Here is a 23,198-nt window from a genome sequence, read left to right as displayed (position 1 = left end):
TGTTAAAAAGAAAAAGAGTGAGAATAATATCTCTTTATAATTGCATACCCCTTTTGAAAAGGTTCTAGCGATAAATTTGAAAATGTCTATAGGTTTTTGGTTTAAAATAGGGAAATAAGGAGCTGGGAGTTTAGTGTAATAAGATTAAAATGACATGTGATTTTATAAGTAGAGTAGGAGAAGTGTAAAAGAACGATATTTTAAGGCGAGATTCATGGTAATTGTAGGTGGTGGATAGTTGAATATGAGATGAAATTAGTGAAGTAGTGGCAAATAATTTTCTACTATGTGAAGGACATGGCGAGGTAGTAAACGGATATTAATTGAATCTAATGAAAAGAATTAAAATTTGACAAATAGATGTCTATACCAATTACAGTTTGGGTAGGCTATTATTATACATACGTTGTTGTAGTAGCTAGATTGTTATTAAGACCTTTATTTAAATAGTTGTTTAAGAAATATATCTATAAAGTAGGAGCTGTCCTTTTAATTCAGACAGCTCACTTTGCTACACTTCATTCAAGATGGCTGATCATTTTCTTCCGAGGCTGTATCATTATACTGGAAAAATAAAAAAGATTCGTCCTCTAATTCCTCTTGTTTTTGCGGATGTATGCCATGTGCTAATGGCCCTGTGAAAATTGATTCCCACCATGTTTCTGTTTTCAACATGTAACATTCCCCCTTTTAGAAGTCTTCAACATTTGACAGCAACCTTCTTGAAAATGGTACAATTTGAGTCAGATAAGGCTCTTTTTCTTATGAAATTATGTAACACTTTTATTATGGATAAATCACAATGTATTTATGCAAGCTTATGAACAAAATTAGATAAATATTTCGATAAATTGGAGGTTTATTAATGGCTAATTTTAATACCCAAGATGTAGAAACGATGATTTCAGCACAACGGAAATTTTTCTTTTCAGGTGCTACAAAAAGCTTGGCATTCCGTAAAGAACAATTAAAAAAGTTAAAAGTTGCAATTGTCAGTCATGAAAAAGAAATTTTACAAGCACTGCACAAAGATTTAAGAAAAAGTGAATTCGAAGCTTACTCCACTGAAGTAGGGATTGTACTAGATAGTATAAGCTATATGCAAAAGTATTTAGAAGAATGGTTACAGCCAGTATCTGTGCCAACGCCACTGCATTTCCAACCAGGGAAAAGTTTTATCGTTCGAGAACCATATGGGACTGTACTTATTATTGGACCATTTAATTATCCATTCCAGTTAGTAATGGAACCTTTAATCGGGGCAATTATTGGTGGTAATACAGCAATTGTAAAACCTTCTGAAGCATCTGTACATACTGCTGAAATTATAAAAAAAATAATACAAGAAACGTTCCAAGAAAATTATGTGCGTATTGTGGAAGGAGAAAAGGAAGAAACAACTGCTTTGATACATGCTTCGTTTGATTATATTTTCTTTACTGGAAGTGTAGCTGTTGGGAAAATCATTGCGAAAGCAGCAGCAGAACGCTTAACGCCACATACGCTTGAACTAGGTGGGAAAAGTCCTGCAATTGTTGATCAAACAGCGAATTTAGAAGTGGCTGTGAAGCGTATTGCATGGGGGAAATTTACAAATGCTGGTCAAACATGTGTCGCACCGGACTATGTATTAGTGCATGAGTCAGTAAAAGTACCTTTTATTCGTATACTGAAAAAGACTCTTCAAAAATTTTACGGCAAAGATGCGCAAGACAGTCCAGATTATGGCCGTATTATTAATGAGCGTCAATTTGATCGCTTGCAGAGTATAATAGAGCGTGAGCAGAGCCAAGTATTATTTGGTGGTAACTATGATCGTGATGATTTATATATTGAGCCGACTGTTCTACAAAATATTACGTGGAATAGCTCTTCTATGGAAGATGAATTATTTGGGCCGATTTTACCGATTATCGTTTACGATGATTTGCGAGTAGCTATTCAACAAATTAGACAATATCCAAAACCATTAGCGGCATACTTTTTCTCGGAAACAGAGAAAGCGATTCAATATTTCCTCGATGAATTACCGTTTGGTGGTGGTTGTGTGAATGATACAGTAACTCATGTAGCAAGTGTTTATTTACCATTTGGTGGAGTAGGCAATTCAGGCGTTAATGCTTATCATGGTAAGGCAAGCTTTGAATGCTTTACACATCCAAAATCTATTTTGAAAAAGTCAACGAAGCTGGCAAATAATTTATTATTCCCACCGTATAAACAGAAGGTGAAATTAGTAAAAACCATTTTAAGATAAGAGTGGCAAAGAGCGTCTATTAGTCGATTTTACTGACTGATAGGTGTTCTTATCTTTTCTGTAAAGATTGAGATTATTAAAACTCAGCGTGACTGTATTCTGTTTGTTCTATTAGTGGAATTAATTGATAAAAGAAAAAGCATTTCTAAAGGCTTATAACCAATAGAAATGCTGTTTTATGTAAATTAAACGTCAACGCAAGGTAGCTTAATCGTAATACTAGTACCTTTACCGTATTCACTATCAATTGTAATTTGACCTTCGTGTTCTTGAATAATTTTCTCTGTAATCATCATTCCAAGACCAGTACCCTCTGCTTTTGTCGTATAAAAGGGTTTGAAAATATGTTCAACAACTTCTTTTTCCATGCCACCCCCATCGTCAGTAAAACAGATACTACAAAATTGTTTGGCTGTTTTTTCAATAGTAACGCTAATGTTACCTTCTTTTTCAATCGCTTCTACTGCATTTTTTATAATATTAATAAAAACTTGTTTAATTTGGTTGGCGTCACCTTTGATCATCATATTATTGGTGTTCCAATTCTGAATGAGTTCAATGTTTTTTAATTGTAATTCAGGCAAATGTAAAGTCAGAATATCTGAGATGATTTTATCGATTTGGAATACTTTTGGTTGCATAGCATGAGGTTTTGAAAGAACTAAAAACTCACTTATAATTAAGTTAATGCGATCAATTTCTTCATCAATTAAATTTATATAAAATGCATATGGTGAATTTTTATCGTTTTTCATCATTTGGACAAAACCAGAAATAACAGTTAGTGGATTTCGTACTTCGTGTGCGACACCTGCAGCTATTTCTCCTATCGCCTTTAACTTTTCCGATTGAATGATTAGTTTTTCAGCTTCTTTTTTATATGAAATATCACGCGTAATAACTGATGTAGCTATAATTTTGCCATTATAATCATAAATAGGAGATAACGTCATTTGTGCATCGAAATAAGTGCCGTCTTTTCTCATATCTTTTGATTCAAGCATATCGAAGCTCCCACCACTCAATAAGTGATTGCATCGTTCTTTTGCTAAGTTTATATACTCTGGAGCTACTAAAGGAACAGCTTTTCCAATACATTCTCTCTTTTTCCATCCATAGAGTTTCTCGAATGCGGGATTAACCGTAATGATTTTATTCTCTAAATCAAAAACAGCTATACTGTCTTTTGCATTTTCAAAAAATAAATTTAAATAAGCTTCCTTTGATAAGAATGCCTTCTCTAAGGAGTCTGAATGATTCTCCATATTTTTCCAAGAATTATTGATATAAACTGTTTGCATAAAACCGATAATAGCGACAGTAAATAAGATTATAGTAAAAAGAGCAATATCTGTATCAGTTATAGAATTACGGAAAATTGTGTAGCGATATTCTATTAGAAAAACAAGCTGAATGATAGTAACGATAAACATCGATAAATTAATCCAAAGTGATTGATATATAGCTAGTAGAAAAAGTAGTAGAATAAGAAATACTAAGAAATAAATATAATTAGTTTGCATTATTAATAATATGATGGAACCATTCAATCCGATAATTAATAATATCTTCATTACATATTCATTTATCTGCAGTGCCGAACAAATAAGTAAAATGGCACAATAAATGCTTGCCGTAAGGGGGAAAGGTACATCATAATTTATCAAATGGATGCTACTAATAATGGCATGAATAATGATCCCAGTTGTAAATAAAAACAGTACAAATTGATTTCTTTTACGTAAAATAGTAGAGTGCTTCATAAAGACACCTCGAATTTGGTTATAATACCATCATACATGATTTAGCGTTGTCGTAAAATGTCATATTTTGATATGATGAAAAGAATAAGGGAGGCTTTCAATTTGACAAGCGATTTTAAAGAACGAGAAACGGTTGAATTACTGAAGGAATTAGTGAATATTGCTAGTCCATCTGGCTTTACAGAGGACATTATGAAATATATGTCTAGCCTACTAGAAAAGCTGGGTATATCTTATAAAAAAACAAATAAAGGTGCAATAATTGCAACTATATTAGGTAAAGATGATTCTAGACATCGCCTCTTAACAGCTCACACAGATACTTTAGGTGCTATGGTAAAAGAAGTGAAAGAAAATGGACGTTTGAAATTGTCTATGGTAGGAGGATTCAACTGGAATGCTGTAGAAGGTGAATATTGTACAATTCATACAGCTAAAGGTGATAAAATAAGAGGTACGATTCTAATGCATGAAACGACAGTACATGTTTATCGTGAAGCAGGGAAACTACCTCGTAATGAAGAGCACATCGAAGTTCGCCTCGATGAAAAAGTATTTAGTTCTAGCGAGATTCGCACTAAAGGCATTGAAGTAGGGGATTTCGTATCTTTTGATCCACGTTTTGAATTTACTGAGAGTGGGTTTATAAAATCACGTCATTTAGATGACAAAGCGAGCACAACTTTATTATTAAAATTACTAGAAAAAATAACTACAGAAAAAATTGAATTACCATATACAACGCATTTCTATATTTCTAATAATGAAGAAATAGGTTATGGAGGAAACTCTAACATTCCTCTTCAAACGGTTGAATATATTGCTGTAGATATGGGAGCTATCGGTGATGGACAAGCATCTGATGAATATACTGTTTCTATCTGTGCAAAAGATTCAAGTGGTCCATATCATTACGCATTAACTAGACAGCTTGTAGCACTTGCTAAAGACAATCACATAGATTATAAATTAGATATTTATCCATACTACGGTTCAGATGCTTCAGCTGCGATTAGAGCAGGTGCTGATGTGCGACATGCATTATTTGGACCTGGAATTGAAGCATCTCATGCTTATGAACGTACACATATCGATTCACTTAGACATACAACAAATTTATTATTAGCATACATCAAATCTCCAATGATTGATGAACAGGAGGCAGAATAATGCAAGCCACCGAATTACTACAATGTTTACCAATAAAAAAAGTAATAGGTCAACTACCAGAGAATATTAAAGATATTGCGATTGATTCTCGTGGTGTACAACCGAAAAGTGTGTTCGTCTGCATTAAAGGTTACACAGTAGATGGTCATGACTATGCACAAAAAGCTGTTGAAAATGGTGCTATTATTATTGTGGCAGACCACAAGTTAGAGCTTGAAGGTGATGTAGCACAAGTAATCGTAAATAATACTAGTCGTGCACTGGGTTTACTTGCAGCGAAGTTCTTCGATTATCCATCTAAAGACATGACAATGTTTGGGGTAACGGGAACAAATGGCAAAACGAGTGTTACATCTATAATTCGAGATATTCTTCATGGGTTAGGTATTAAAACAGCTTTATCTGGTACAATCGGATTTAATCTGAATGGTGTCATGTATGAATCTGCAAACACTACAAGTGACGCCCTTAGTACACAGCAAATGATTTTCCGTGCAGCAGCTGAAGGTTGTCGAGGCATGATTATGGAAGTTTCTTCACACGGACTAGTAGAGGGACGTTTAGCAGGTGTCGATTTTGATGTCGCTATTTTCACAAATCTAACGCATGATCACCTAGATTTCCACGGTACGATGGAGAACTACGGAAATGCGAAAGGTATGCTTTTCTCCCAACTTGGACAAGACCTTGAAAAAGATAAGGATGCTGTCTTAAATGCTGATGATCCATGGTCAGAAAGATATCAAGAATTAACACCATATCCAATATGGACTTACGGTATAAAAAATGACGCCATTTTTAAAGCTGCTAACTGTCAATATCATAATCACATGACTTATTTTGATATGGAAACCCCAGAAGGAACTTTCCCTATTAAAATGCATTTACTTGGAGAATTCAATATTTATAATGTGCTAGCAGCTACTGCCGCTTTATATGCTAGAGGTTATGTCCTTGAAGATATAATTGAACAAGTTGAAGCAATCGAATCTGTAAAAGGTCGTATGCAAGGAATCCCAACAGGTGATTTACCTATCTCAATTTTCGTCGATTACGCACATACTCCAGATGCTATTGAAAAAGCAATTAGTGCAGCAATGCCTTATAAAAAAAATAAAATGATTTTTGTCATTGGTACAGGTGGTAATCGTGATAAATCTAAACGACCTGATATGGCGAAAATGGCTTCACTTTCGGATTATGTGATTTTAACGACAGATGATCCACGATATGAAGAATATGACAGTATTTTAGCGGACCTTGAAAAAGGTATGGCACACAATCACTACGCTTGTATCGGTGATCGTGCAGAAGCGGTGAGAAAAGCTGTAGAAGTGGCTGAAGCAGGGGATATAATTATTTTCGCTGGTAAAGGTCACGAAGATTATCAGATTATTGAGAATACAAAATATCCCCATAGTGACGCAGAGATTGCGCTTGAAGCAGCGCGTGAAAAATTCCAGTCATCAACTAAATAATGCTTACTATAATATAAAAACACTACAAATGTATTTATTTATTACATTTGTAGTGTTTTTTTAATCTTCTCGTAACAAAAAGTAGGTATAATGATATGTTGTTAACTAGTTTTTTATAACGATTAATATAGTAGGTGTTGGATATAAAAGGTTTATGTTTTTATTTTATTTTGGGTATAAATGATTATTGATGGGATGGGGGAGAGAAAGGTGTATAAAAGATAATATCTTATAGCACCGTTGATTATGGATACAAAAATTAAAACAAAAAGTTTATTAGTAGTCGGAATGACTGCAGTGATTGGAACATCAGCCTTGCCTGGAGTTGCAAAGGCAGATTTAAATGCTGATAAAGGACTAATAGTGCAAACAAATACCAAAGTCGAAAAAATTACAAAAAATGATCAGCCATTAGCTCCTGTTATTGAAGAACCTGAAGCGCCTGTAATTGAAAGTTCAGAAGATATAGGCATAACTGAACAAGATATGGATACATCAAATACCTTAGATAAAACAATTGACAAAGTACATGCTGAACCAAATAATACAAAACAAAATGCTGTTACAAATGAAGTAGAAGGAATCTTACCACCACAAACTGTTGTAAAAACAGTTGTACCATATAGTAGTGGTAATATATCAACATTTATACAAACGATTGCACCGATAGCTCGGACTTTAGCAAAGACAAATGACTTATATGCTTCAGTTATGCTTGCACAAGCTGTTCTTGAGAGCTCATATGGGACAAGTGCTTTAGGTGCAGCGCCAAATTATAATTTATTTGGCATGAAAGGTAATTATCAGGGAGCTTTTGTAGAGATGCTAACGTTAGAAGATGATGGAAAAGGAAATTACTATCAAATTTCGGCTAACTTTAAAAAATATCCATCTCACACCCAGTCGTTGCAAGATTATGTTAATTTAATTAGAAACGGCGTATCCTGGGATGCTTTTCGTTACATGAAAGTATGGAAAAGTAATACGAATTCTTATCAAGATGCGACTCGTGCTTTAACAGGTACATATGCTACTGACACGCTTTATGCTAGTAAACTAAATAACTTAATTTCAACATATAATTTAACAGCTTATGATACTACGACATCTGTAGAAGATTCTTCAAAAGATGAACCAATAGATAACAATGATTCTAATAGCTCACTAGGAAACGAGGTCTTTTATACAGTACAAAAAGGCAACACGCTATCTGCTATAGCAAAAAAATATAGTACAACAGTAGCAAACCTAAAAAAGTGGAATAATTTAAAATCCGATATGATTTATGTAGGACAAAAATTAAAAATTGGCAAAGGTGAAACATTAGAAAATGCAGGTTTAGGAGAGAATACAAACTCAAATAATCAATCTACAACAACAAATAAATATTACACAGTACAAAAAGGTAATACCTTATCTGCCATCGCGATCAAATACAATACAACAGTAGCGAAATTGAAAAGTTGGAATAATTTAAAATCCGATACAATTTATATAGGACAAAAGTTAATAGTAAACAAAAGTGGAAAAGTTGAAAATGTAATTCAAGGGGGAAATACAAACTCAAGTAATCAACTAGCTACAACAAAATATTATACAATACAAAAAGGCAATACTTTATCTGCCATCGCGATCAAATACAATACAACAGTAGCAAAGTTGAAAAGTTGGAATAATTTAAAATCCGACACGATTTATATAGGACAGAAAATAATCGTTAGCAAAAAGGCGAATGCTACTAATGACAAATCAACTAATAGTGACAATACGTCAACAAATAACAAAGCGACCTCCACCAACATGTATTATACAGTGCAAAAGGGTAATACTTTATCTGCCATTAGCAAAGTATACAATGTATCTATCTCGGATATAAAAAATTGGAATAATTTAAAATCTGACACAATATTAATCGGGCAAAAACTAATTATTAAACAAAAAGTAACAAAGGAAAAAGAAAATACACAGTCTACTAATAAAGTCTCTAAATATATAGTTCAATATGGTGATTCATTATCTGTAATTGGAAAAGTATACGGTGTATCAGTAGCAAGTTTAAAAAACTGGAACTATTTAAAATCGGATTTGATTTATGTAGGACAATCACTAATCGTCAAAAAATAACACAATCTAGATAAGAGCATGCTAACTATGTATGCTCTTTTTTGTTATAATAGTAGGGTTAAGAATGTATAACAGGATAAGCGCATGGAGAATGGACTACAATAATAGAAAAAAATAAATTGTACGTCACGCTCACCGAATAGAGTTTGTCAATGAAAAACTTATATTGACAACTGTATTCGGTTCAGTATGGCTTAACATTTTTAGTTTTAAGATGAAACATAATGGATAGAAGGAGACTGGAAAATGAGTTCTAATCTTGAACAAGATATATTATCTCGTCGTACGTTTGCCATCATCTCTCACCCGGATGCTGGTAAAACAACGATAACAGAAAAGCTTTTGTACTTCGGTGGTGCAATTCGCGATGCAGGTACAGTTAAAGCGAAAAAAACAGGTAAATTTGCAACTTCTGACTGGATGGAAATTGAAAAGCAACGTGGAATTTCAGTAACATCTTCAGTTATGCAATTTGATTATGATGGTCGCCGTGTCAACATATTGGATACACCAGGGCACTCGGATTTCTCGGAAGATACGTACCGTACGTTAATGGCAGTAGATAGCGCTGTAATGGTTGTGGATGCAGCAAAAGGTATTGAGGCACAAACGTTAAAACTATTCAAAGTTTGTCGTATGCGCGGTATTCCTATCTTCACATTTATCAATAAATTAGATCGCCAAGGTAAAGAACCACTTGAATTGATGGAAGAACTTGAAGAAGTTCTTGGTATTGAGTCTTATGCTATGAACTGGCCAATTGGTATGGGTAAAGAGTTTTTAGGAATTTATGATCGCTACAACAAACGAATTGAGCAATTCCGCACAGAAGAAGATGAGCGATTCTTACCAATTGATGAAGATGGTGAGTTAGCTGTTGAACATGAAATGAAGAAAACATCTTACTACACACAGGCAATGGAAGACATAATGCTTCTAAATGAAGCTGGTAATGACTTCTCAGCAGAACGTGTAACAAGAGGAGAGTTAACACCTGTATTCTTTGGTTCAGCTTTAACAAACTTCGGTGTACAAACATTCTTAGAAACATATTTGAATTTTGCTCCAACACCACAACCTCGTCTAACAGAAGATGAGCAAATCATCGATCCTTTAGACAAAGATTTCTCAGGTTTTGTATTTAAAATTCAAGCAAATATGAACCCTGCTCACCGTGACCGTATCGCCTTTGTACGTATTGTATCGGGAGAATTTGAACGTGGGATGAACATGACTTTATCACGTACAAATAAATCATTTAAAGTAACACAATCGACTCAGTTCTTAGCTGATGATCGTGAAACAGTTGATAAAGCTGTGGCTGGAGATATTATTGGTCTTTATGATACAGGTAACTATCAAATTGGTGATACCGTTGTTGGCGGTAAAAAAACATTCCAATTCGAAAGACTACCACAATTTACACCTGAATTGTTTATGAAAGTAACGGCGAAAAATGTTATGAAATCAAAACACTTCCATAAGGGTATCTTGCAACTAGTACAAGAAGGTGCTATCCAATACTACAAAACTTTGCATACAGAAGAAGTAATACTTGGAGCAGTTGGTCAACTCCAATTTGAAGTATTCGAACACCGTATGAAAGCAGAATATAACGTAGATGTTCGAATGGAACCAATGGGCTCGAAAATAGCACGCTGGATTCAAAATGAAGCTGACGTTAAAGAATCTATGACAGGTCCTCGTAGCATGCTCGTACACGATCGTTATGAAAATCTTGTCTTCCTATTCGAAAATGAATTCGCAATGCGCTGGTTCCAAGATAAAAACGAAAATATTGATCTTTATAGCTTATTATAATTTTTACATGCAGTCGTCCTACTTAGATAGGACGGCTTTTTTTATGTTTTGTTTGAGAAATAGTAATGATGAAATAGATTTTTCTTCATAGTCTATTTCGCTATAAATTTTAAAAGTTTCACAATTAGATTTAACTCACACTAAACATGTCAATAGTATGTATGATACAAGGCTAATAAAAGTTTAGAAAAATCATTATTTTCAGAAAAGAATTGTAGTTAAAGTAATAATTCAATATGATTAAAAGAATGAGTAAAAAGGAGGGAGCGTAATGAAGATTAGTGATTTTTCCATCAAGAGGCCAGTTTTTACGATAGTTACGATGTTGCTCGTGATTATTCTAGGCGCAGTGTCTTTTTTCAAAATCCCAGTTACTCTAATTCCTGAGTTAAATCCGCCAATTGGTGTTGTCGTTACAAATTATTCAGGAGCTAGTCCAGCTGAAGTAAATGAAAAGGTAACAAAACCTTTAGAAAGTACATTATCAACCCTGCCTGGAATTAAATCGATCCAATCGACTTCTCAAGAGGGTGCAAATTTTATGATGCTTGAATTCAATTGGTCGGCAGATATTAATAAAATACAAACGGATGTGTTACAGCGTATAGATCAAACGCCTATCCCGTCTGAAGCTAATCGTCCGCAATTTTTAAAGTTTGATCCAGCTCAATTTCCAGTTATTCAACTGACATTGCAAGCAACTGGTGACAATCAAGATATCCGCATTTTAGCAGAAAAACTAGAGAAAGAAATACTACGAACTGAAGGCGTTGCAAGTGTGAATATTTCAGGGACTCTTATTGAAGAAATGCGTATAACATTAGATAAGGACAGGCTTGCAAACAATGGTTTAACCCAGGCAGATATTGTACAAATAATTCAAGGTAACAATGTTTCACTACCTGGAGATCCGATTGAAACGGGTCAAGGACAGCAACTGACAGTGAGGGTATTAAGTACTTTAAGTTCAGTAAACGATATAAAAACACTTATTGTAAAAACGGACCCTTTAAATGGTGATGAAATAAAATTACAAGACATTGCAAGTGTAAAAGTGGCTGAGCAACCAACTGCAACGATTACTAGGGCAAATGAGCATCCAGCTGTCTTAATGTCTGTCTTACAAGAATCGGGAGCTAATACAGCGGAAGTTTCACAGAATTTCCAAACTTCATTAAATACTTTATTAACCCAAAAGCAGTATGAAGGAGTTAAGGCTGATATTTTATTTGATCAGGGGGATTATGTAAAGTTAGCAATTGATAATATTGGTTCATCGCTCATTTATGGGGGGATTTTTGCTATGTTAGTTCTATTTGTCTTTTTAAGAGGCATTCGTAGCCCTATTATCATAGCTGTTGCAATTCCGTATTCTGTCATTGTGACATTCGTTCTTATGTATTTCGCCAACTTTTCGTTAAATATATTAACACTTGGAGCACTTGCTTTAGGGATAGGCATGCTTGTTGATAACGCGATTGTCGTAATTGAGAATATTGAGCGCCATCTAGGGATGGGGAAATCATCAAAGCAAGCAGCTTCTGAAGGAACGAAAGAAGTAGCTATAGCAATTATTGCATCTACCCTAACGACAGTAGCCGTGTTTGTACCAGTTATTTTTATAACAGGATTAATTGGTCAGATTTTCACTGAATTTGCTTTGACTATTTCTTTCAGTTTATTTGCGTCTTTAGTCGTTGCACTCACAGTTGTGCCGATGATCGCTGGCCATATGTTGAAGATAAAGCCAGGAGATACGGAAGAAAAGCGCAGCAATTCCAAACGATATACTGCATTTAAAAATTCTGTTGAGTGGGCGATAAGACATAGATTCTTAGTGCTTGCTGTAACTCTATTTTTACTTGTACTTTCGATTTTTGGATTAACCCGTACTGGCATGGAGTTTTTGCCATCGACTGATGAAGGGTTCTTTTCAATTTCTGTGAAACTTCAAAATGGCTCCGCGCTTTCGAAAACTGAAGAAGTAGTTCAATTAATAGAGGAGCGATTGAAAAAAGAAAAAGACGTTGCAGTTTACGTTAGCCTCATCGGAGGGAATCAACAAACACAATCGAGGGGGAATTCTAAATCGAATGAAGCGGAACTTTCTGTTAAATTAGTAACACTTGATAAACGGAAGCGCTCTGTATTTGAATTTGTAGATGATCTACAAAAAGATGTGCAACAGGAAGTAGGAAATAGGGCAGATGTTAGTTTTAATATGCAATCGGCATCTGGCTCTGCTCCTAATACATTAACATTTAGAGTATCTGACACAAATCATAAGCGCCTTAATCAGGCAGTGGTGGATATTCAGAAGAAAATAGAGGGAATATCAGATATTACCGAAGTTGAAAATGATCTTAATAATACAGTTGAAGAAATACAAGTAAATGTGAAACAACAGAAGGCCGCACAATTAGGTTTTGTGCCCGCCCAAATTGCACAAACCGTACAACAAATGACAAAAGGCGTCACAGCAACTCAAATTTTGACAAAAGAAGATAATGTACAATCGGTTGTTGTGAACTACGGTGATGCATATAAAAAAAGTATAGAGCAATTAAAAAAGTTGCAATTGCGAAGTGCTACAGGCGACTTTGTTGAATTACAGGATGTAGCAGAAGTGAAAGTAAAAAAAGGGCCAGTATCCATCAGACGTACGGACCAACTGCCATCCGTTGCATTTATTTTAAAGTATAAGTCAACACAAACATTAACTGGAGCAGGAGAAAAAATTGATAAAGTAATTGAAGAGCTCCATCTTCCAGGTAGTACATCGATTAAATTTAGTGGAGATCGTGAATTGTTTGATGAATCAATTAACGATATGCTGTTAGCAATTGTATTAGCAGTGATACTTGTCTACATCGTAATGGCGGCTCAGTTTGAATCGTTTAAGTATCCTTTTGTCATTATGTTCACCGTACCATTAATGATTATTGGTGTGGCACTTGCATTAGTGTTAACGAATACACCGATCGGGGTAACTGCCATTATTGGTATTCTTATTTTAGTAGGAATTGTAGTGAATAATGGTATTGTACTTGTGGATTATATTAATCAGCGAAAAGCTGCTGGAGTACCATCTTATGAAGCCATTATTACTTCTACTAGAGATCGTTTAAGACCAATATTAATGACTGCTTCAACGACTGTTCTAGGATTAATACCTTTAGCCATCGGTTTAGGTGAAGGAACTGAAATGAATCAACCAATGGGGATTGCCGTAATCGGTGGATTAGTAAGTTCTACATTTTTAACTCTTTATATTGTCCCGATTGTTTACAGTTTATTTGATCGTGAAACACGTTTTTTGCATAAAAAGAGAAAAGCATAATAATTAAGGGGTGGATGGGATGGCTACAGTTTTTTTTACAGGATTCCCTGGTTTTATTGCTAGTCAAATTGTTCGTACAGCCTTTAAACAAGAATTGTACGATAAAGTGTATGCGGTGGTATTAATAACGGAGAAGCACCGTGCTGAAGCTGAAGCGGAGTGCATATTAAAAGAGTATCCGGATAAACAAATAACTATTATAATAGGTGACATTACATTACCAAATTTAGATATTAATAATGATCAACTGGAAGAATTAACGAATAAGGTGGATGTCGTTTGGCATTTAGCTGCTATTTATGATTTAGTGGTACCAAAAGAAGTTGCTTGGAAAGTAAATGTTCAAGGCACTTCAATGGTAAATGAATTTGTTAGTCGAATTAAAAATATACAACGTTATATGTATTTTAGTACGGCATATGTTGCGGGGACCCGTGAAGGAATTTTAAGAGAAACAGAATTAATTCGCCCAACTAGCTTTAAAAATTACTATGAAGAAACGAAATTCGAAGCAGAAACTTTAGTAGAAGAATTAAAGGCAACTGTACCAGTAACAATTATTCGACCTGGTATCGTGAGAGGACATTCACAAACTGGAGAAACAGTTAAATTTGACGGTCCATATTTCTTTCTGAATATGATTGATCGATTAAAGTGTTTCCCGATTATTCCATATATTGGTCAATCGAATGCCAGATTAAATGTGGTTCCTATAGATTATATAACGAATGGTGTTGTTTATTTGAGTACTCTTTACGAAGCTATCGGACAGACGGTGCATATGACTGATCCAAACCCGCATCCTGTCCAAGAAATATATCGTGCTATGGTACTTACTATGACTGGTCAGAAGCCAAAAGGTCGTATTCCATTAAGTCTCGCTAGAAAATCAATGAGTATACTAGCCGTGCGTAAGGCGCTGGGGGTTGAGTATGAGACTCTAGACTATTTAACGTGGAATGCATCATTTGATACGAGGATAGCTGAGCAACTTTTAGCGGGTACTGCTGTTCAATGTAAGGATTTCATTCAATCGATGCCTGTGATGGTAGAGTTCTATAATGAACATAAAAATAACAAAGTCTTTCAGATTCAAATTAAGTAAAGCTAATAACTATCTCAATGTAAAAAAGTAGTTTTTGCCGAAAAAAAGTTTACTTCTTTAATTCAATCAGTTATAATAGAGTCACAAACAAACTTAATTACTTTTGACATTTTGTCAAAGGGGAGTAGCTATAGGGAAACCTACCTCATAGTCGTCATTACATGGTTTAACCGCCATCGGTTATGAGAGCAAATGAATTTTTAAAATTGCTAAGCGAGACCTTTGCCTTTTATTAGGCATGGGTCTTTTATTTTTGTTTGAAAAAGGAGGAAATTGGATGGATGCTATATTATTGGAATATGCATGGGTACTATTAGTCCTAATAGTATTAGAAGGTTTATTAGCGGCAGATAATGCGGTTGTTATGGCTGTTATGGTCAAACACTTACCACCTGTTCAACAGAAAAAAGCGTTATTTTACGGCTTACTTGGTGCGTTTGTATTACGATTTGCTGCGCTATTTATGATTACATTCCTAGTGAACTTTTGGCAAATTCAGGCGTTGGGAGCAGCGTATTTACTATTTATCTGTTTCAAACATTTATATGATCATTGGAAGAAAAAGAGTCAGGATGAAGAGGTCGAAGAAAAACCAGGTTCTGGCTTCTGGATGACAGTATTTAAAGTAGAGTTAGCAGATTTAGCTTTTGCTATTGATTCAATGCTTGCCGCAGTAGCTTTAGCTGTAACACTACCTGAACTAGGTGAATTACACGTTGGTGGTATTAATGGTGGTCAGTTCGCTGTAATGTTCTTAGGTGGTATTATTGGCTTAGTTATTATGCGTTTTGCAGCACAATGGTTTGTTAAGATACTCCAATCTTATCCATCTTTAGAAACAGCGGCGTTTTTAATCGTTGGATGGGTCGGAGTGAAATTATTAGTATTAACATTAGCACATCCAAAAGTAGCGATTTTAGATGAGCATTTCCCTCATTCAACTCCTTGGAAAATGACATTCTGGATTGTACTTCTTGTACTAGCATTAGGTGGCTACCTTGTAGGTGTCCGCAATAAGAAAAAGGCAGATGCAACAGAATAATTTAGCCGTAACCCTATTCGCCAATATTATGGTAATAGGGTTTTTTCTTTGGATAAAAAGGGCAGAATAGAGAAGATAGAAAAGTTATAGAGAGAATATTTTTAGGTACTTTCCTTTTCTCTTACTTTTTCATACAATAGGGAGTATCTTGTTTTCAAGATTGAAAGGATTCGATTTATATGGGGTTTACTAAAGATATCAATCGGCGTGCAACACCATTCCAAGCGATTGTTTCATATTATTTTATAGCCATTGCTATTTCTTTTGTACTTTTAAGGTTACCGGGTGTACATAAACCAGGTGTAGAAGTTTCGTTACTTGATTCGTTATTTACTGCAGTTAGTGCAGTTAGTGTAACCGGTTTGACAGTAACGAATATATCTGAAACGTATTCAGTTTTTGGTATTGTTATGTTACTGCTTATTTTACAATTAGGTGCAATTGGGATTATGTCTTTAGGTACCTTTATTTGGTTACTTGTCGGGAAGAAGATTGGGATGCGTGAACGTCAACTAATAATGGTCGATCATAACCAAACGAAAATATCAGGTGTCGTGTATTTAATAAAAGAAATCGTGAAAATATTAATAACGATTGAACTGATAGGTGCTACCATATTAACGCTTTATTTCGTGCAATATTTCGACAATTTCAAAGAAGCATTATTACATGGTGTTTTCGGGGCTATTTCTGCAACGACAAATGGTGGTTTTGATTTAACTGGTATGTCATTAGTACCTTTCCACGGTGATTATTTTGTACAAGTAATTAATATGTTATTAATTACTTTAGGGGCAATTGGTTTCCCTGTATTGATTGAACTTAAAGCGTTTTTAGAAAATAAAAATAGAAATTTCCGTTTCTCATTATTTACTAAAATAACGACAGTTACTTATGCAATCTTATTTATATTCGGTACTTTCGTAATACTTGTTATTGAGTCGTTTCATGCGTTTAAAGGGATGAGCTGGCATGAAGCATTTTTCTCAGCGATGTTCCATTCTATTTCAGCCCGTTCAGGTGGATTAACGACAATAGACGTCACGAAATTCAGTGAAGCGACAGATGTTTTTTTAAGCTTCTTAATGTTCATTGGAGCTTCACCAAGTTCAGTTGGTGGTGGGATACGGACAACTACATTTGCGATAGCAATTTTATTTTTAATTAATTTTGCAAGAGGTAAGGAAGATATCCAGATTTTTAATCGTGAAATCCATATTGTTGATGTGTACCGCTCATATGTTGTTATCATTTTAGCTGTAGCAATGGTACTTGTTGCAACGATGATCTTATTAATCACGGAGCCAGAAGCTACCTTAACTCAAATTGTATTCGAAATTACGTCCGCATTCGGAACTTGTGGCATGTCACTTGGATTGACAGAACATTTATCATCAATTGGAAAAGTAATCATGATGTTACTCATGTTCATTGGTCGAGTTGGCCTTATATCCTTCTTATATTCTCTTGGAGGAAAGGCGAAGAAAACGAAATACCATTATCCAAAAGAACGAGTAATTATTGGATAATTAGCTGAAAGTCGTCTACGCTCTAACATTAAGTTAAAACGCAGACGATTTTTCTGATTGATAAAGTTAACATTTTTATCGAAAGACAAACAAAGCAGAGCAAAGCCAATTTAAATGGTATTTGCTCTGCTTTGTTATTAAGAAATGAAAGTATCTGAAATAGTTGTGAAGTAAGGTTTATTATCTTTTCTGAAATAGGTTAATAAATATCCACTTTGTGCTGCAAGCTGCCCTTTTTCTAATGCTTCATAATCAAGCGAGAAAGGAACGAGTAAAGTATGTTTATATAATTCCTTTTCATTTAATTGGAATGAAGCAAATTCTTCGCCAGCGATTGTAGGGTTTTCACGCAACTGTTGGAGAAGCTTTTTGGATTCTTCACTTGAAACGCGTTTATCCCACCAAATTTTACGAGGTTGGAACTGTTGGACTGTTAAGTAATCAAGTTGCATTAAGTTTGTTACTAATTCTAAATTTACGCCACCACGGTCATGTAAAAATTGAAGTAAACGGTTAAATAAATCCTCAAGCTGATGACCTATTCTAGACCATGCACGTTCTTCCCAATATGTACCGAATTCTTGGAAGAAGTCAAATGGCGATTCAAATACTTCTGTTACTAGATATTCTACGGTACGATCCATGCGATGATCATTCCAATATTTTTCTAATACATCTTCTGCTTGTTTAATACGCAAAATATCATCAAATGTTAATAAGTTGTTAGCGAAAATTTCATAAGGTGCCATATCGACATATTCATAACCATATTCCTTCGCTTGCAATCGTAAACCTGTACCTCGTAGTAGTTTTAAGAAACCTAGTTGTAACTCTTCGGGACGCATTGCAAATACATCATTAAAAGTTTGACGGAAACTAGCATAATCTTCTTCAGGTAACCCAGCTATTAAGTCCAAATGCTGATCAATCTTTCCACCATCTTTAACCATAGTAACTGTACGAGATAGTTTTTCGAAATTTTGTCTTCGTTTAACAAGTTCATTCGTTAAGTCATTTGTTGATTGGACACCTATCTCAAAGCGGAATAACCCCTTAGGTGCGTTATCATTCAAAAATTGAATGACTTCAGGTCGCATAATGTCAGCTGTAATTTCAAATTGAAAAACTACACCTGGTTTATGCTCATCGATTAAAAATTGGAACATTTCCATTGCATAGCTACGGCTAATATTGAATGTTCGGTCGACGAATTTAACCGTTTTAGCACCATGTTCCATTAAATAACGAATATCTTCTTTTATCTTTTCACGGTTAAAGTATCGGACTCCAACTTCAATGGATGATAGGCAGAATTGACAGCTAAATGGACATCCACGGCTTGTTTCAATATATGAAATTCGTTTTGGGATATCAGGAATGTCCTCTTCTAAGCGATAAGGACTTGGCATTTCGCGTAAATCGACTTTTTTAGGCTGAGGGTGAATGATAACTTTACTATCTTTTAAATAACAAATTCCTGGGACTTCTTCAAGCGGTAGCTCTCCATTTAAGTGGAAAAGGAGCTGTTTAAAAGAATATTCGCCCTCACCCATAATGATATAATCCACGTCATTAAGTCGACGTAGCCAATCATGCACATCATAAGATACTTCAGGACCACCAAGAATGATTTTTGTATTAGGACTTACTTTTTTTAACATTCTAATGACGCGAATAGTTTCTTCGATATTCCATATGTAGCAACTAAAACCCACGATATCAGGTTTTTTTTGATAAATATCAGAAACAATATTAAAAGAAGGGTCTTTAATAGTGTATTCAGAGATAATTGGGTCGAATTCGGGTGTAGCAAATGATTTTAAATAGCGCAATGCAATATTTGTATGGATATATTTTGCATTTAATGTTGCTAGTACTATGTTCATATTAGTGAACTCCTTTGGAAAACGGCTTATTGTAGGCTGTTATTAATGAGAAAGTAACATATGTGTAACTGTTATTGATTGTAACAATATTGTGAAATTTCCGCAATATAAGTATAAATACCTATTCCTATATATTATTTTTTGTGGAATAATCTGAATATTATATAAAAACGTTTGTGTCTCTATTGTGACCTTTTTATTTTCGATTATATCTGCATACTATTCTAATAGGATGCATAGGGTTATAGAAGTAAACGAAAGGTACGGTGAAACAGCGTATGACGAGTAGTACTAATCCAACGTTTGACTATTTATTTAAGGAAATAAAAGACCCGCTTACAATTTTAGATACTAATTGCAAATTGATTAGAATTAATAATCCTGCAAAGGAAATGTTAGCAATTGACCTGAGCGTAGATTTAGAAACTATTGTAGAAGAGTCTTTTAAAGCAGATTGGCAACATTTTATTCATGATTTAATCAATGAAAAGCATGCAGCATGCGTACTTAATTTAAATATAAATCAAAATATAATTGAAGGAGTTAAAATTACAGGCTTCCATTATATTAAATTTAATGTCATGATGGTGCGATTTGAGCGATCTACTGTAGAATTGCCGACTTTTAGTCTATTAAATGATAGTGAGAAGAAATTTAATCATGTGTTTAATTATTCTACAAATGGCATTATATTAACTGATAAAAATGGTACTATTGTTGAAGTTAACAATCAGGCTGAAGAATTATTACAAGTGTCAAGGAAGGCACTTCTAGGCAATAAAACAACTGCTTTAATGGAGATATTCCATGGGAAAACAAATGAAATTCAACATTTCTTTAAGAAGTTATTGACGACAGGTAAAGCAGAACATACTTTTAATATTCAGTTTGCAAATGAATATACTAGGTATCTTAATATTGTAAGCACCTACGATACTACATCAGAACTTCACATGACCATTATTCGTGATGATACAGAAATGATGCATTTAAAACAACAAGTAGAACATCAAGATTCCCTAAACATTCTAGGGGAGCTTGCTGCAAGTATCGCACATGAAATACGGAATCCGATGACATCTTTAAAAGGTTTTACTGAATTATTGAAAATAAGTGCGACTGAAGAAAATCGACGCTATTTATCAGTTATTGATAGTGAACTTGAGAGAATGGAAGCGATTCTCAATGAGTTTTTAGTATTGTCTAAACCGAAAGAATGGACAAAGAGTATGCTATCTTTAAGTGGAATTGTAACTAAAGTTCTTGAGTTAATGTTACCAAATGCTTTAATGAAAAACGTTAATATTGTATATAATAAACCAGATTTTGAGCCGGGATATATATATGCGGATGATTTTAAAATCAAACAAGTACTTATAAATCTTATTAAAAATGCTATAGAAGTAATGCCAGATGGTGGCGATATAACGATTACTCAAACTTTTGACTTTATGGGACAAATGAAGCTGACGATTAAAGACTGTGGTTCAGGTATGAGCGACTTGGAAATGCAAAAGATTTTCATGCCATTTTATTCTACGAAAAGAAGTGGGACAGGTCTAGGCCTGCCATTTGTGTTGAAAACAATTGAAGAGCACGGTGGTAATATTGAAGTGTTTAGTGAATTACGAAAAGGGACAAGCTTTGAAATTACATTACCTTTAGGAGTAGACCCTTCAATTCCTCAGTATGAACCAAAAGTAGAAAGCCTATACACAAGCTAAAGGTGTATGGGTTTTTCATTAGTCTATTTTGACAAAGCTTCAACATTATCGATATAATAGCTTTAAATCAAGATAATGGATATGAAGGATGAATTGAAATGACATCAGAGGAAATAAAACAATCGTTAAAACTATTTATTGTTTTATCGAGAGCAAATAAAGCAATAAATGAATGCACAAATCAATTTTTTCAAGATAATGGACTTAACCCAACAGAATTTGCGGTTTTGGAGCTACTTTTCCACAAGGGACGACAACCATTACAGAAAATAGGAAATAAAATTCTTTTAGCAAGTGGTTCAATTACATATGTAATTGATAAATTGGAAAAAAGAGGTTTCTTAAATCGTATATCTTGTCCATCAGATCGTCGTATCACCTATGCTGAAATTACGCCTGAAGGAGAAGCTTTTATGGATGAATTGTTCCCAAGACATGAGGAACAATTATACGAGCTTACAAATGCCCTTTCGCCTGAAGAAAAAGATCAAGCAATTGCATTATTAAAAAAAATGGGTCTATCTATAAAAGATTTATCTTATTAAAAGAAATTAGAAAAAAACCAATCGATTTTGGATCGATTGGTTTTTTGATAGTTTAAAAATCAATATAGTGGAAATAATAGGAATAATAGTGTTATCATGACAAGATGAGCGACAATGATAATCGGCATGCTTTTTTTCCATTCATATAAGAAACCAAAAATAATGCCAGTTATGAAAGCAGCTAATACACCTAACCAGAAGCCACTTACTGCAAGCGACATCGCAAATAAACTTGCTGCTAGAATAACAGCATAAGGCATCTTCATATACTGTTTTAGTTGTTGTTGTACATAACCACGCCAGAATAATTCTTCCGCGGTAGCAATAATCAAAATGAGTAGTATATAGTGCCATAAAGTACTAGGACCGAATGTTTTGATAAATTGATGTACAGTTGTCAGAAGTTCTTCTGATAGGAAAGGTAGTAAACGGTAACCTAATGCAAATAGGCCATATATAATCGTTCCAAAACCTATTCCAAATAGTAAGTATTCCCACGTTTTGATTTTGTCTTCAATTTTTCCAAATGCAAATGCAAAAGCCATACCAATTAGCATTGTAAAAGTATATAGATACCAAAATACAGCTTTTTGATCGAAACTAAAGTATAGCAGAACGTATATGAATACCAATGAAAGAATAAGCACTAAAATATTCGTGTGCTTCTTCATATTAATAATCACCTCCAACTTGATATATAAGAAGGTCTTTACTCTTTTTTAACATATTTTTAGCATTTGTACAAAAGAGACGCCGTCCTTCAGATTCTGAGGGACGGCGCAGACTCAAATACAACCATTGTATTGTTTTAGATGCCCAATGTCTAGTAAAGTATACTGTTAACGAATAGTAATTGCTATAAGTATGTCGTATATGTTACATATGTATTCATAGGGGGCATTGAACAATTTTTTAAACTTCGTTACTGTATAATATTTTATAACGTTTGTGATTGACCACTGTTTTTTCTTCAACTTCTAGGCTGTTGAAATTTTCCATATAAGTAAGGTTGACGATAACAGAGTTTTCATTTACTTTCTCAACAATGCCTTGTAGACCGTCGTTAAATTCAATGATATTTCCGATTTCAGCGATTTTCATAGAAATTCAGCTCCTTCACCTACTAATACTTTACAGTTTGCACGAAAATACGTCTGAGGTAAAGTATTTTCTATTATTATTTTTAAAAAAAAGAAAATTTCAAAGAAAAAGGAAGATTATGTAGTGAATTCATATAATGATATGTTGGACGAATTAAAAAATGGTACTAGAAAAGATATCACGGTTGATAAAAATGAATTTTATGCCTTTAGAGAAGTTCTAGTGAAGAGAGAAGACTTCAAACATTTCCGTGGTGTGGCAAAACAAGGCGGTCAAGTTATTTATCAATACATGGAAGTCGCGAGGAGCTAGC

17 protein-coding genes are annotated in these 23,198 nt (G+C 34.3%); 12 read left to right on the top strand and 5 right to left on the bottom strand.

Going from position 1 to position 23,198, the window contains the following annotated elements; translation table 11 throughout:
* Nucleotides 1–522 precede the first annotated feature (522 nt).
* Complete coding sequence (locus BK137_RS22190) at nt 523–675, bottom strand: hypothetical protein (RefSeq protein WP_164491924.1); 153 nt, start codon at nt 673–675, stop codon at nt 523–525.
* Nucleotides 676–865: 190 nt separating this feature from the next.
* Between BK137_RS22190 and BK137_RS03755 the strand changes: the two genes are divergently transcribed.
* Nucleotides 866–2,257, top strand: a complete 1,392-nt coding sequence (locus tag BK137_RS03755; RefSeq protein ID WP_038183461.1) for an aldehyde dehydrogenase — start codon at nt 866–868, stop codon at nt 2,255–2,257.
* 185 nt (nt 2,258–2,442) lie between these two features.
* Here the strand turns inward: BK137_RS03755 and BK137_RS03750 are convergent, their stop codons facing one another.
* The gene (locus BK137_RS03750) at nt 2,443–4,020 is read right to left on the bottom strand and encodes a two-component system sensor histidine kinase NtrB (RefSeq protein WP_038183464.1); all 1,578 of its coding nucleotides are present in this window, start codon (nt 4,018–4,020) and stop codon (nt 2,443–2,445) included.
* 102 nt (nt 4,021–4,122) lie between these two features.
* Here BK137_RS03750 and BK137_RS03745 point away from each other — a divergent pair, with 102 nt between their 5' ends.
* The 8 genes from BK137_RS03745 to BK137_RS03710 all read left to right on the top strand — a co-directional run bounded on the left by BK137_RS03745 (nt 4,123) and on the right by BK137_RS03710 (nt 17,629).
* Entirely contained in the window at nt 4,123–5,190 is a 1,068-nt protein-coding gene (locus BK137_RS03745) for a M42 family metallopeptidase (RefSeq protein WP_038183467.1), read from the top strand.
* Entirely contained in the window at nt 5,190–6,668 is a 1,479-nt protein-coding gene (locus tag BK137_RS03740) for a UDP-N-acetylmuramoyl-L-alanyl-D-glutamate--2,6-diaminopimelate ligase (RefSeq protein ID WP_038183469.1), read from the top strand. The genes BK137_RS03745 and BK137_RS03740 overlap by 1 nt, the downstream gene beginning before the upstream one ends.
* 246 nt (nt 6,669–6,914) lie before the next feature.
* Nucleotides 6,915–8,792 (top strand): muramidase family protein, encoded by a 1,878-nt coding sequence (locus BK137_RS03735; protein ID WP_051448677.1) that lies wholly within the window; start codon nt 6,915–6,917, stop codon nt 8,790–8,792.
* A gap of 246 nt (nt 8,793–9,038) precedes the next feature.
* Nucleotides 9,039–10,613 (top strand): peptide chain release factor 3, encoded by a 1,575-nt coding sequence (locus BK137_RS03730; protein ID WP_038183472.1) that lies wholly within the window; start codon nt 9,039–9,041, stop codon nt 10,611–10,613.
* A 271-nt stretch (nt 10,614–10,884) separates the two neighbouring features.
* Complete coding sequence (locus tag BK137_RS03725) at nt 10,885–13,953, top strand: efflux RND transporter permease subunit (RefSeq protein ID WP_038183475.1); 3,069 nt, start codon at nt 10,885–10,887, stop codon at nt 13,951–13,953.
* 19 nt (nt 13,954–13,972) lie between these two features.
* On the top strand, nt 13,973–15,058 hold the full coding sequence (locus tag BK137_RS03720) for an SDR family oxidoreductase (protein ID WP_038183490.1): 1,086 nt from the start codon (nt 13,973–13,975) through the stop codon (nt 15,056–15,058).
* Nucleotides 15,059–15,335: 277 nt separating this feature from the next.
* On the top strand, nt 15,336–16,100 hold the full coding sequence (locus tag BK137_RS03715) for a TerC family protein (RefSeq protein WP_038183494.1): 765 nt from the start codon (nt 15,336–15,338) through the stop codon (nt 16,098–16,100).
* Nucleotides 16,101–16,279: 179 nt separating this feature from the next.
* On the top strand, nt 16,280–17,629 hold the full coding sequence (locus BK137_RS03710; protein ID WP_038183497.1) for a TrkH family potassium uptake protein: 1,350 nt from the start codon (nt 16,280–16,282) through the stop codon (nt 17,627–17,629).
* Nucleotides 17,630–17,766: 137 nt separating this feature from the next.
* Here the strand turns inward: BK137_RS03710 and BK137_RS03705 are convergent, their stop codons facing one another.
* The gene (locus BK137_RS03705; RefSeq protein WP_038183498.1) at nt 17,767–19,515 is read right to left on the bottom strand and encodes a B12-binding domain-containing radical SAM protein; all 1,749 of its coding nucleotides are present in this window, start codon (nt 19,513–19,515) and stop codon (nt 17,767–17,769) included.
* A gap of 278 nt (nt 19,516–19,793) precedes the next feature.
* Here BK137_RS03705 and BK137_RS03700 point away from each other — a divergent pair, with 278 nt between their 5' ends.
* On the top strand, nt 19,794–21,239 hold the full coding sequence (locus BK137_RS03700) for a PAS domain-containing sensor histidine kinase (RefSeq protein WP_051448678.1): 1,446 nt from the start codon (nt 19,794–19,796) through the stop codon (nt 21,237–21,239).
* 98 nt (nt 21,240–21,337) lie between these two features.
* Nucleotides 21,338–21,784, top strand: coding sequence for a MarR family winged helix-turn-helix transcriptional regulator (locus BK137_RS03695; RefSeq protein ID WP_038183501.1), 447 nt, complete (start codon nt 21,338–21,340; stop codon nt 21,782–21,784).
* 59 nt (nt 21,785–21,843) lie between these two features.
* Here BK137_RS03695 and BK137_RS03690 read toward each other — a convergent pair whose 3' ends face one another.
* Both BK137_RS03690 and BK137_RS03685 read right to left on the bottom strand, forming a co-directional pair.
* Nucleotides 21,844–22,455 (bottom strand): CPBP family intramembrane glutamic endopeptidase, encoded by a 612-nt coding sequence (locus BK137_RS03690; protein WP_038183504.1) that lies wholly within the window; start codon nt 22,453–22,455, stop codon nt 21,844–21,846.
* A 241-nt stretch (nt 22,456–22,696) separates the two neighbouring features.
* On the bottom strand, nt 22,697–22,885 hold the full coding sequence (locus tag BK137_RS03685; protein WP_038183507.1) for a YkvS family protein: 189 nt from the start codon (nt 22,883–22,885) through the stop codon (nt 22,697–22,699).
* A 123-nt stretch (nt 22,886–23,008) separates the two neighbouring features.
* Between BK137_RS03685 and BK137_RS03680 the strand changes: the two genes are divergently transcribed.
* Complete coding sequence (locus BK137_RS03680) at nt 23,009–23,197, top strand: hypothetical protein (protein WP_038183509.1); 189 nt, start codon at nt 23,009–23,011, stop codon at nt 23,195–23,197.
* The last annotated feature ends 1 nt before the right edge of the window (nt 23,198 follow it).

The organism is Viridibacillus arenosi, assembly GCF_001955655.1.
Lineage (GTDB): Bacteria > Bacillota > Bacilli > Bacillales_A > Planococcaceae > Viridibacillus > Viridibacillus arenosi.
The sequence above is the reverse complement of the archived record's forward strand: the minus strand, read 5'-3'. Positions and strand labels throughout refer to the sequence as shown.